Source organism: Streptomyces sp. E11-3 (assembly GCF_046540415.1).
Lineage (GTDB): Bacteria > Actinomycetota > Actinomycetes > Streptomycetales > Streptomycetaceae > Streptomyces.
Genome location: NZ_JAZGRL010000001.1, coordinates 1,039,286 through 1,051,049, shown reverse-complemented (window position 1 = coordinate 1,051,049; position 11,764 = coordinate 1,039,286). Strand labels below are relative to the sequence as shown.

Annotated in this window: 9 protein-coding genes; 5 read left to right on the top strand and 4 right to left on the bottom strand. The window is 71.4% G+C overall.

The window, feature by feature from the left end; genetic code table 11:
• Positions 1 to 32: 32 nt before the first annotated feature.
• Positions 33 to 1,256 carry an urea ABC transporter substrate-binding protein gene (urtA, locus tag U9R90_RS04665; RefSeq protein WP_411057643.1) on the bottom strand — a complete coding sequence of 408 codons (1,224 nt, stop codon included), beginning with the start codon at positions 1,254 to 1,256 and terminating at the stop codon, positions 33 to 35.
• A gap of 289 nt (positions 1,257 to 1,545) precedes the next feature.
• Entirely contained in the window at positions 1,546 to 2,658 is a 1,113-nt protein-coding gene (locus U9R90_RS04660) for a substrate-binding domain-containing protein (protein WP_411055081.1), read from the bottom strand.
• Positions 2,659 to 2,782: 124 nt separating this feature from the next.
• Here U9R90_RS04660 and U9R90_RS04655 point away from each other — a divergent pair, with 124 nt between their 5' ends.
• The gene (locus tag U9R90_RS04655; protein ID WP_411055080.1) at positions 2,783 to 3,241 is read left to right on the top strand and encodes a MarR family winged helix-turn-helix transcriptional regulator; all 459 of its coding nucleotides are present in this window, start codon (positions 2,783 to 2,785) and stop codon (positions 3,239 to 3,241) included.
• Between the two features lie 66 nt (positions 3,242 to 3,307).
• Here the strand turns inward: U9R90_RS04655 and U9R90_RS04650 are convergent, their stop codons facing one another.
• Together U9R90_RS04650 and U9R90_RS04645 are read right to left on the bottom strand one after the other, a co-directional pair.
• Positions 3,308 to 4,060: a sirohydrochlorin chelatase gene (locus tag U9R90_RS04650; RefSeq protein ID WP_411055079.1), complete on the bottom strand. Its 753-nt coding sequence runs from the start codon at positions 4,058 to 4,060 to the stop codon at positions 3,308 to 3,310.
• A complete protein-coding gene (locus U9R90_RS04645) occupies positions 4,057 to 5,190 on the bottom strand; it encodes a uroporphyrinogen-III synthase (RefSeq protein ID WP_411055078.1) in 1,134 nt (377 codons plus the stop codon). The genes U9R90_RS04650 and U9R90_RS04645 overlap by 4 nt, the downstream gene beginning before the upstream one ends.
• A gap of 192 nt (positions 5,191 to 5,382) precedes the next feature.
• On the opposite strand from U9R90_RS04645, the gene U9R90_RS04640 reads away from it, so the two are divergent.
• Genes U9R90_RS04640 through nirD form a run of 4 tightly spaced genes read left to right on the top strand, consistent with a single transcriptional unit; the run spans position 5,383 to position 11,733 of the window.
• Positions 5,383 to 7,497: a molybdopterin oxidoreductase family protein gene (locus U9R90_RS04640; RefSeq protein WP_411055077.1), complete on the top strand. Its 2,115-nt coding sequence runs from the start codon at positions 5,383 to 5,385 to the stop codon at positions 7,495 to 7,497.
• Entirely contained in the window at positions 7,494 to 8,726 is a 1,233-nt protein-coding gene (locus tag U9R90_RS04635; RefSeq protein ID WP_411055076.1) for an NAD(P)/FAD-dependent oxidoreductase, read from the top strand. The genes U9R90_RS04640 and U9R90_RS04635 overlap by 4 nt, the downstream gene beginning before the upstream one ends.
• Positions 8,723 to 11,281, top strand: coding sequence for a nitrite reductase large subunit NirB (nirB, locus tag U9R90_RS04630; RefSeq protein WP_411055075.1), 2,559 nt, complete (start codon positions 8,723 to 8,725; stop codon positions 11,279 to 11,281). The genes U9R90_RS04635 and nirB overlap by 4 nt, the downstream gene beginning before the upstream one ends.
• Positions 11,278 to 11,733, top strand: coding sequence for a nitrite reductase small subunit NirD (nirD, locus tag U9R90_RS04625; RefSeq protein ID WP_411055074.1), 456 nt, complete (start codon positions 11,278 to 11,280; stop codon positions 11,731 to 11,733). Before nirB ends, nirD begins: the two co-directional genes overlap by 4 nt.
• Positions 11,734 to 11,764: the final 31 nt, after the last annotated feature.

Genomic DNA, 11,764 nt, shown 5'->3' with positions numbered 1-11,764 from the left:
GCCGGTCCCCGAGCGGGGACCGCCCCCACCGCTCAGGAGAGGCCGGAAGCCCAGTCGTAGCCCTTGAGGAACGGGTCCGGCTTGATCGGCTTCCCGGAGTCCCAGACCTGGGTGATCAGCCCGTCCGCCCCGATCTCGCCGATGCGGGCCGTCTTGTGGATGTGCTGTGTGGGACCGTCGACGGTCACCGTGCCCTCGGGCGCCTCGAACGTGACGCCGTCGGCGGCTGCCTTCACCTTCTCGACGTCGAACGACCCGGCCTTCTCGACCATCGCCTTCCAGAGATAGACGGAGGTGTACGCCGCCTCCATCGGGTCACTGGTCGGCTTGGACTTCCCGTACTTGGCCTTGTAGGCCTTCACGAACTTGGTGTTGGCCGCTCCCTCGGTGGTCTGGTAGTAATTCCAGGAGGTGAGCTGACCCTTCAGATACTGCGCCCCGATGCTCTTGACCTCTTCCTCGGCGATGGAGACCGAAAGCACCGGCATGCTTTTCGCCGTGAGGCCCGCCGACTTGTACTCCTTGAAGAACGCCACATTGCTGTCGCCGTTCAGCGTGTTGAAGACCGCGTCGGCCTTGGCCGCCTTCACTTTGTTGGAGATCGTGCTGAATTCGGTGGACCCGAGCGGTGCGTAGTCCTCGCCCTTAATCGTCATGCCGTTCGCCTTGGCGTACGCCTTGATGATCTTGTTGGCGGTACGCGGGAACACATAGTCACTGCCCACCAGGTAGAGGGACTTCTTGCCCTGGCTCTTCAGGTAGTCCAGCGCCGGGGTGATCTGCTGGTTGGTCGTCGCGCCCGTGTAGAAGATGTACGGCGACTGCTCCAGGCCCTCGTACTGCACGGGATAGAAGAGCGGCGACTTGTTCTTCTCGAAGACCGGCTTGACGGCCTTGCGGCTGGCCGAGGTCCAGCAGCCGAACGTGGCGGCGACCCGGTCCTCCTTGATGAGCTTCTGGGCCTTCTCGGCGAAGGTCGGCCAGTCGGACGCGCCGTCCTCGCTGATCGGCTTGATCTTCTTGCCGAGTACGCCCCCGGAGGCGTTGATCTCCTCAATGGCCAGCTTCACCGAATCGCGTACGGTCACTTCGCTGATCGCCATCGTGCCGGAGAGCGAGTTGAGCAGTCCGACCTTGACGGTGTCCCCCGACGTGTCCGCCTTGACGGCCTTGTCGGATGAGGTACCGGAATCGGTCTTGGCGCCGCATGCGGAGAGCGTGACGGCGGCGGCGAGAGCGGCAACGCAGGCCGCCATACGGCGCCTTGGGGTGCTGGACAACAGAGCCTCCTAGCGCCCGCCAGGGCGCCTGAAAAGGACGAGAGTGTGGCTGTGCAAGGCGCTCACAGCCTCAAATAGGCCTGTTTCCAAGGTGTTTCGCTGGACTTAAGCAGGCGTTGCGTTCTCCGCACCCAGGGCGACAAAAAATGCCGCTGCGCAGGGCAGTGAACATCCATTCACAACTCGCGCACGGCATTGTAGATACTTCCTGCAGGAAGTATCTGGGCGAGGTTGGGGCATGTCAAGGGGAGGCTTAGTCCGAGGTCTAGTCCGAGGCCTTGTCCAGGGTCAGTTCGGCCACCACGTCGAAGTCCATGCCGTCGGCCTCGGCCAGATAGATCCGCTGGCGGACATGGCCCCGGCGCAGCCGCAGCAGACCGCGCGGCCCCTCGTACGACACGGCGTCGGCGGCCGCGCCGATCGCCGACACATCGAGCGTGCCGGCCCGTTCGACGAGGGCGGCGAGCAACAGCACGCCCTCGTAACACGATTCGCCGAGACTCCCCGGCACCGGCGCCTCGATGCCGTACCGGTTCGCGTACTGCCCGTGGAAGTCCAGAGTGTCCTGGTTGGCGAGGGAGGCGAAGAAGCCCGCCGTGCTGAACAGCCCGCCGGTCGCCGCCGGGCCGCTGGCCAGCAGCATGTTCTCGTCCATGAGCGTGCTCAGCCGCAGACAGCGCTGGTCGAGTCCGGCCATGGCGAAGGCGCGGTTGAAGCGCACCGCGTCGCTGCCCACCAGGAGCATCAGCACGGCGTCCGCGTCGGACCGTTCGATCTGCCCGAGCACCGGCGCGAACTCATGGGTGTCCAGCGGCAGATAGGCCTGACCGCAGACCCGGCCCCCGCCCTCGGCCGCGTACCGCCGTGCGGCCAGGGCCGTGCGGCGCGGCCACACGTAGTCGTTTCCCACCACGAACCAGCGGCGCGCGCCTCGCTCGCCCGCGAGCAGCCGCATGGCGGGGCGGAGTTGGTCGTGCGGGGTCTCGCTCGTCAGGAAGACGCCCCGGGTGTTCTCACCGCCCTCGTACAGGGCCGTGTATACATACGGCACCCGGTGGGCGATGCGCGGCGCCAATGCCTGGCGCACCGAGGAGATATGCCATCCGGTGACGCCGTGTACGACCCCCGTCGACACCAGGGCGGACACCTCGTCCGCGACCCGGCGGGGGTCGCCACCGCCGTCGACCGGCAGCAGGCGCAGCTCCCTGCCGAGCACGCCGCCCGCGCGGTTGACCTCCTCGGCGGCGAGCTGTGCGCACAACTCGCAGGCGGGCCCGAAGATTCCGGCCGGTCCGCGCATCGGATAGACGAGCGCCACGCCGAGTGTGGAGTCGTCGACCGTGAACCAGTCGGGGGCGTACGGGCGGGCCGGGAGCATGGCGTCATGCTCCCCTGGAGGCGGTGTGATCTCCAAGAGGTCCGGCGTGATCTCCAAGTGCCCAGTGGGGCGGGCTTCGCTTTGTACGATGGAACCACCGCCCGCCCCAGGAGCGAGGAGTCGGATGTCGCCCCACCCCGTGCGTCAGTCCCATCCCGTGCGCCAGTCCCCAGACCTGCTGTCGCTGCTGACCCGAGCCGAACGGCTGTCCGCCCGCAGACTCCAGTCCGTGCTGGAGACGGCCGACTGCTCGCTGGAGGCCTGGCGCGTGATGAGCGTGCTGTCCGACGGCGAGGGCCATGCCATGGCGGCGGTCGCCGACGCGGCCTTTCTGCCGCCGCCGAGCCTGACCAAACTCGTCGATCAGCTGGTCGACCAGAATGTGGTCCACCGCCGCGTCGACCCGCTCGACCGGCGCCGGATCCTGGCCTATCTCACCCCGCGCGGCATGGCCCGCTGGCGTCGACTGAACGCGGAAATCAGTGCTGCCTGGGCGGAGTTGGCGAGCAGCGACGACGCGCTGCTGTCCGAGCTGCTGGCCCGGTTCATCGCGACCGTCGAGGAGGCCCGGCCGACGGCCTGACGTAACCGTTCCCGGTCGCGAACACCCTCGCCCGGTCTTCAAGGACAGGCTCTCAGAAACAGGCTCTCAGCCGGACCGCGTCCGGTTTCCGTCGCCCACGGCCTCGTCATAGCGGTCCAGGACGAGGCGGGCGAGCGCGTCGTGCTCGGCGAGCGGAGCCGAGGTGTGCCGGGCGCCCGCGCCCGCCGCGCGCCGGGTGAAGAACCCCGGAGCGATCAGGTACGTGGCGAGGGCGACCTGCTCGTGCCCCTGGGCGCGCAGCTCCGCGACGGCCTCGGTCGGGGTCGGCGCGGACGCGCACAGGTACGACGGCACGACGGGCGTGCCCAGGCGCGCGGCCAGTAGCTCGGCCATCCGTACAGTGTCGGCGTTGGCCTGCGGATCGGTGGACCCGGCTGCCGCGAGGACCACCGGGCCGTCCCCCGGCGCCCGCCCCGCCTCGGTGAGCAGGTCGCCGAGCGCGGTGGCGAGCAGCGGGTCGGGCCCCAGCGCGCGAGCGGTACGGGTACGCAGGTGCGGCGCCGTGGCGAGCGCCTCGGGTATGTCCACGCGGATGTGGTAGCCCGTCCCGAGCAGCAGCGGGACGAGTACCGCCTCGCCCGTGAGCCCGGCCAGCGTCTCGGTGAGCGGCGGGTCCACCAGGTCCAGCCAGCCCACCTCGACCCGCAGCCCGGGCCGCAGCTCCCGTATCCGCTCCAGCAGCTCCAGCGTCGCCGCGGCCCCCGCGGGCTCCCGCGTGCCGTGCCCGACGGCGACCAGCGTCGGCGCGGGGCGCGTGGCGGACGACACCACCGCCGTACGCGTACGTGTGCGGCTCATCGGTCGGCGACGTCCACGTTGAGCCGGTAGCCGCGCTTGGGAACCGTACGGATCAGACCCGCGTGCTTGCCCAGCGCCCCCCGCAGCCGGGCCACCGCGGCCTCCACGACATGTTCGTCGGCCCGCTGCCCGGCCCAGGCGCGCCGCAGCAGGTCGGCCCGGCTCAGCACCCACCCGGGGCGCTCGGCCAGCGCGCGCAGCACGGCCGCGGACACCGGGGACAGCCAGATGCTCTCGCCGTCGACCAGCAGGGCGCTGCCCTGCAGGGCCAGCGTCCGGTCACCGGCCGAGAGCTCCTGACGGGCCCGCTCGGGCAGCGTCTCGGCGAGGGTGCGCACCATCGCGCCAAGCCGCCCGCGCTCCGGCCACAGCGGATCCAAGCCGAGTTCCTGCAGCGGACGGGCACAGACCGGCCCGACACAGACCGACAGCACATCGCCGCGCAGCCGGGCCAGCAGCGTGTCGTACTGCCCGGCGGCCCGCGCCGTCTCCAGGAACGCCGTGATCGCCGGGGCGCTCGTGAAGGTCAGCGCGTGCACCTCGCCGCGCGCCGTCAGCTCGGCCAGCCGCCGCACCGCGTCGGGGTCATCGGGCGGCGCCCAGCGGTAGACCGGTACCTCGATCACCTCGGCGCCACGCTCCCGCAGCGCGTTGGTGAAGCCGGGCTGCGGCGCCCCGTGCTCCTGGATCGCGATGCGGCGGCCGCGGATATCGCGGGCGAGCATCCAGGTCAGCAGTTCGTCGATGGCCTCGGAGCCCGGCGAGTACGCCTCGTCGAGCCCGCTGGCGCGTACCGCACCAGTCGCCTTGGGCCCCCGCGAGAGCACCGACGCGCCCTGGCAGGCGCGCGAGAGCTCCGCGCCGTGCCCCCAGCCGTCGGCCGCGCTCATCCAGCCGCGCCAGCCGACCCCGGTGGTGGCCACCACATAGTCGAGCGGCCCGGTCAGGCACCGCTCGGTGGCGCGGCGCAGGGCCGCGTCGTCCTCCAGCGGAATGATCCGCAGCGACGGCGCCTCGATGACCCGGGCGCCCCGGCGAGACAGCAGATTGGAGAGTTCATCGCGTCGCCGCGCCGCCGTCACGCCAATGGTGAAGCCGGTCAGCGGCTGGTCGGGCTTGCGAGGTTCCATGCGTTGAAGGCTCAAGCAGCACCGTTGCCGTGCCATTGCCCGTATGTGACGTGCGGGTTAGCTAAACGCCATCCTTTGTTACAGGAGATGTCGCCGCTCCCACGGGCCCCGAGGTCGAGCGTGAGAACCGTATATCGCGCCCGCAACACAGCGGACCCGGCGACGTAACGGCCGCGCGTGACGATCGGCAGCATGACAACGATCCAAGCGAGCAGCGCGGCAGGTCCAGGCGGGACGGCGGACACCGTCGACACCCACTGCCCGTACTGCTCGCTGCAGTGCGGGATGCGGCTCGGCGGCACCCCGGTCCAGGTACGCGAGCGCCCCGATTTCCCGGTGAACCGTGGAGCACTCTGCGGCAAGGGACAGGCCGCGGCCGCCGTACTCTCACCCGCGACCCGCCTGACCACACCCCTCGTACGCGACGGTGGCGAGCTGCGCGAGGCCTCCTGGGAGGAGGCACTTGAGCGGACCGTCGCCGGGCTGAGCGCGGCCCAGCGCAGCTACGGCCGGGACGCCGCGGGGATCTTCGGCGGCGGCGGATTGACCAACGAAAAGGCGTACCTCCTCGGCAAGTTCGCCCGTGTCGCACTGCGTACGATCAACATCGACTACAACGGCCGATTCTGTATGTCATCCGCGGCTGCCGCGGGCCGCAAGGCCTTCGGTATCGACCGGGGCCTGCCCTTCCCGCTGGAGGACATCCCGCGCAGCGGCTGTGTGATCCTGGTCGGCTCCAACCCGGCCGAGACCATGCCGCCCGCGCTGCGCTACTTCCGCGAGCTGCGCGAGAACGGCGGCAAGCTGATCGTCGTCGATCCGCGCCGCACCCGTACCGCCGACCTCGCCGACCTGCACCTGCAGCCGGTACCCGGCACCGACCTCGCCCTCGCCCTCGGCATGCTCCACCTGGTGATCGCCGACGGACACCGCGACGAGGCGTTCATCGACGCCCGCACCACCGGCTTCGAGCAGGCCAGGGCCGCCGCGATGGCGCACTGGCCGGAGCGCGTCGAGCAGCTGACCGGCGTCCCCGTGGAGCAGCTGACCGCCGCCGTGGCCCTGTTCGCCGAGGCCGAGACCGGCATGGTGCTCACGGCGCGCGGCCCCGAGCAGCAGAGCAAGGGCACCGACACCGTGGGCGCCTGGATCAACCTCTGCCTGGCCACGGGCAAGGCCGGACGCCCCTACTCCGGATACGGCTGCCTGACCGGCCAGGGCAACGGCCAGGGCGGCCGCGAGCACGGCCAGAAGGCCGACCAGCTGCCCGGCTACCGCTCCATCGAGGACCCGGCGGCCCGCGCCCACGTCGCCTCCGTCTGGGGCGTCGACCCCGACGACCTGCCCCGCTCGGGCGTGTCGGCGTACGAGCTCCTGGACGGGCTCGGCCAGGACGGCGGCGTACGGGCCCTGCTCCTGATGGGCTCCAACCCGGTGATCTCCGCGCCGCGCGCCGGCCGTGTCACCGAGCGGCTGCGCGCCCTGGACTTCCTCGCCGTCAGCGATGTGGTGCTCTCCGAGTCCGCCGAGCTCGCCGACGTGGTGTTCCCCTCCACGCAGTGGGCCGAGGAGACCGGCACCACCACCAACCTGGAAGGGAGGGTGATCCTGCGCCGCAAGGCCGTCGACGCCCCCGAAGAGGTACGCAGCGACCTGTACGTGCTGCACGAGCTCGCCGCGCGGCTCGGGGTGGAGAAAGGTTTCCCGGACGACCCGGAAGAGGTCTTCGACGAGCTGCGCCGGGCCTCCGCCGGCGGCGAGGCCGACTACGCGGGGATCAGCTACGCGCGCGTGGCGGCCGAGGACGGGGTGTTCTGGCCCTGCCCCGACGAGCAGCACGCCGGTACGCCCCGGCTCTTCCTGGACCGCTTCGCCACCCCCGACGGACGGGCCAGGTTCGCACCTGTGACGCACCGCCCGTCGGCCGAGGAGCCGGACGCCGACTACCCGCTGTATCTGACCACCGGCCGGGTGGTGTCCCAGTACCAGAGCGGCGCCCAGACCCGCCGCGTCCCCGAACTCAACCGCGCCGCCCCCGGACCGTTCGTCGAACTGCACCCGCACCTGGCCGAGCAGCTCGGGGCGGCCGACGGCGAACTCCTCGCCGTCACCAGCCGCCGCGGCCGGGCCGAGGCACCGGCGCGGGTGACCGACACCATCAGGCCGGACACCGTGTTCATGCCGTTCCACTGGGGCGGCGCCGGACGCGCCAACACGCTCACCAACCCCGCGCTTGACCCGACGTCGAAGATGCCGGAGTTCAAGGTGTGCGCGGTCCGCGTCGAGCGGGCGGAGGCTTCCCGATGACCGCACAGACCGCACAGCCCACGTCGCCCCGCCGCATCGCCGTCGTCGGCGCCGGAATGGCCGCCGCACGCTTCGCCGAGCGGTACACCGCACTCGGCGGGCGCGGCCAGGTCACCCTGTACGGCGCCGAGCCCCGCGCCCCGTACAACCGGGTGCTGCTCGCCGACGTCCTCACCGGCCGCTACGACGCCGAGGCCATCACCCTCCAGTCCGCGACCGCCGAGATCCGCACCGGCAGCGAGGTGACCGACGTCGACCTCGCGGCGCACACCCTGACCACGGCAGGGGGAGACGAGGCGGCCTACGACGACCTGATTCTGGCCACCGGCGCCAACCCGGTCCTGCCCCCGATGCGCGGACTGCGCGCCGCCGACGGTGACCTGCTGCCCGGCGTCCACTCCTTCCGCACGGTCGAGGAGTGCGCCCGGCTCGCCGACGACGCCAAAGGCGCCGAGCGGGCCGTGGTCATCGGCGGCGGCGTGCTCGGCGTGAGCGCCGCCCGCGCGCTGGCCGCGCTCGGGGTCAAGGTGGAGATCGTCCACCAGGCCCCGCAGCTGATCGAGCGGCACCTCGACACCCAGGCGGGCGCCGCCCTGCGCACCGCACTGGCCGGACTCGGCGTCGAGACCTACCCCGACAACCGGGCCCGCGCGCTGCACGGCACCGACCGCGTCACCGGCGTCGAGCTGGCCAGCGGCTACGTCCTGGAGACCGACCTGGTGGTGCTGGCCTGCGGGGTACGGCCCCGCACCGGCCTGGCGCACACCGCGGGCCTGCCCGTACGCCGCGGCATCGAGGTCGACGACACCCTCGCCTGCGCCCCCGGCGTCTACGCGATCGGCGACTGCGCCGAACACCGCTCGACCGTGCACGGACTGGCCGGACCCGCCTGGGAACAGGCCGACGTGCTCGCCGCCCGGCTCTCCGGAGCCGACCCCGAGGCCCGGTACACCGGCTCCCGGCCGCTGTCCCGGCTGACCGCAGGCCCGGTGCAGTACGCCGCCTTCGGCGACGCCGGGGCGGATGGCCCGGGCCTGGACGTACTCCGGCTCGAGGACGCCACCCGCGGCGCCTACAAGAAGCTCGTGCTGCGCGGCGACCGGCTCGTCGGCGGCATCCTCCTGGGCGACCTGGCCACGGTCGGCGCCCTCACCCGGGCCTACCAGCGGGACGAACCGATGCCCGCTGATCCTCTGTATCTGCTCACCACGCAAGGAGTTGCCCCATGACGCCGAAGCCGGCACGCAAGGAGCTGGTCCTGGTCGGCCACGGCATGGTCGGCCAGCGTTTCCTGGAGGCGCTCTTCGAGCAGCCTTCGGCCGCTGCCACCTGGCGGGTCACCGTACTCGCCGAGGAGCCCAGGGCCGCCTACGACCGGGTCCAGCTCAGCTCCTGGTTCAACGGGACATCGGCCGACGAACTCAGCATGTGCACCCAGGAGTTCCTGGACGAGCACGGTATCGAGCTGCGCTGCTCCGAGCCCGCCGCGAAGGTGGACCGGGCGGCCCGCATCGTCACCACCGCGTCGGGCGAGCGGCTGCCGTACGACGCGCTGGTGCTCGCCACCGGCTCGTACCCCTTCGTACCGCCCGTGCCGGGACACGACGCCGACGGCTGCCATGTCTACCGCACCATCGAGGACCTGGAGGGCATCCGCGAGGACGCCAAGGGAGCCCGCGTCGGCGCGGTGGTCGGCGGCGGACTGCTCGGTCTGGAGGCCGCCGGAGCGCTCACCGCGCTGGGCCTGGAGACCCATGTGGTGGAGTTCGCCCCGCGTCTGATGGCCATTCAGGTCGACGACGGCGGCGGCGAGGTACTGCGCCGCAAGATCGAGGACCTGGGTGTGCTGGTGCACACCGGCGCGGGCACCCAGCGCATCGACACCGGCGACGACGGCCGGGTCCGCTCCATGGCGCTGTCCGACGGCAGCGAGGTCGAAACCGACCTCGTGATCTTCTCCGCCGGAGTGCGCCCCCGCGACCAGCTCGCCCGCGACTGCGACCTGCCCGTCGGCGAGCGCGGCGGCATCGTCGTCGACGAGCGCTGCCGCACCGAGGACCCGCATGTGTGGGCCATCGGCGAGTGCGCGCAGACCGTCGACGGACGGGTGTACGGACTGGTCGCACCCGGCTATGCGATGGCCGAGGTCGTGGCCCGCGAACTGGGCGACGGCGAGGGCTCGTTCACCGGCGCCGACACCTCCACCAAGCTCAAGCTGCTCGGCGTGGACGTCGCCAGCTTCGGCGACGCGCACGGCACCGCCGACGGCGCCCTGGACGTGGTCTACGCCAACAGCCGCGCGGGCGTCTACAAGAAGCTGGTCATCTCCGCCGACGGCGCCCTGCTCGGCGGCGTCCTGGTCGGCGACACCGAGTCGTACGCGACCCTCAGGCCGCTCGCCGCCAGCGGCACCCCGCTGCCCGCGCCCCCGGAACAGCTGGTGCTGCCCGCCGGGTCCGGCGCACCGGTCGGGCCGATCGCACTGCCCGACGAGGCCGTGGTCTGCTCCTGCCACAACGTCACCAAGGGCGCCATCAAGGGGGCCGTGCACGAGGACGGCTGCGCCAGCGTCCCCGAGGTCAAGAAGTGCACCAAGGCCGGTACCGGCTGCGGCAGTTGCGTCAAGCTGATGTCCACCATCGTCACCGAGGAGCTGGCCGCCAGCGGCGTCGAGGTCTCCACCGCCCTGTGCGAGCACTTCAACCACACCCGCGCCGAGCTCTACGAGATCATCCAGGTCAAGGGCATCACCGACTTCTCCCGGGTGCTCGCCGAACACGGCACCGGCGAAGGCTGCGACATCTGCAAGCCCACCGTCGCCTCGATCCTCGCCAGCCTCGGCGGCGGACACATCCTGGCGGGCGAGCAGGCGGCCCTCCAGGACACCAACGACCACTTCCTCGCCAACCTCCAGCGCAACGGCTCCTACTCCGTCGTCCCGCGCGTCCCCGGCGGTGAGATCACCCCCGAAGGGCTGATCGTCATCGGCGAGATCGCCCGCGACTTCGGCCTCTACACCAAGATCACCGGCGGCCAGCGCATCGACCTCTTCGGCGCCCGCGTCGACCAGCTCCCGCCGATCTGGAAGCGCCTGGTCGAGGCCGGCTTCGAGTCCGGCCACGCGTACGGCAAGGCACTGCGCACCGTGAAGTCCTGTGTCGGCGAGACCTGGTGCCGCTACGGCGTCCAGGACTCGGTGGGCCTGGCCATCGAACTGGAGTTGCGCTACCGGGGGTTGCGCGCCCCGCACAAGCTCAAGTCCGCGGTCTCCGGCTGCGCCCGCGAATGCGCGGAGGCCCAGAGCAAGGACTTCGGCATCATCGCCACCTCCACCGGCTGGAACCTCTACGTCGGCGGCAACGGCGGCATGACGCCCCGGCACGCGGACCTGCTCGCCGCCGACCTGGACCGCGAGACCCTGATCCGCACCATCGACCGCTTCCTGATGTTCTACATCCGCACCGCCGACCGCCTGGAGCGCACCGCCCCCTGGCTGGAGCGGCTGGAGGGCGGCCTGGACCATCTGCGCGAGGTCGTGATGGACGACTCGCTCGGCATCTGCGACGACCTCGACGAGCTGATGGGCCGTCACATCGAGACGTACGAGGACGAATGGGCCGCGACCCTGGCCGACCCGGACCGGGTACGCCGCTTCGTCTCGTTCGCCAACGCGCCCGGCACCCCCGACCCGACCGTGCGCTTCGCCCCCGAGCGCGACCAGATCCGCCCGGCCAAGCCCGGCGAACTGGTCGCGGGACCCGCACTGGAGGTTCGTACCCGATGAACGCGACGAACACGACGAACACGACTGACATTGCTGACGTGACTGACGTGGCTGAAACGACGACCGTGGAGATCCACGACGGAGCCGACTGGCAGCCCGTCTGCGCCGTGGCCGACCTGATCCCCGGCCGCGGTGTCGCGGTCCTGGTCGGCGGCGAACAGGTCGCGGTCTACCGCGACCGCGCGGGGCACCTTTACGCCATCGACAACCACGACCCGTTCAGCGGCGCCTACGTCCTGTCCCGGGGCATCATCGGCAGCCGCGGCGACGTCCCGATCGTGACCTCGCCCATGTACAAGCAGGCCTTTGACCTGCGCACCGGCACCTGTCTCGACGAGCAGATCCCGGCCCTGCGGGTGTGGCCCGTACGCGCCGCGGACTCCGCCGGCCAGGCCGGCGGGCCCGTGGCCGAAACCTCACAGCCCGCCGCGGCCGGTGTGCGCGAGATGTAGCACCACGGAGCCACCACGGTCGGCGGGGGGA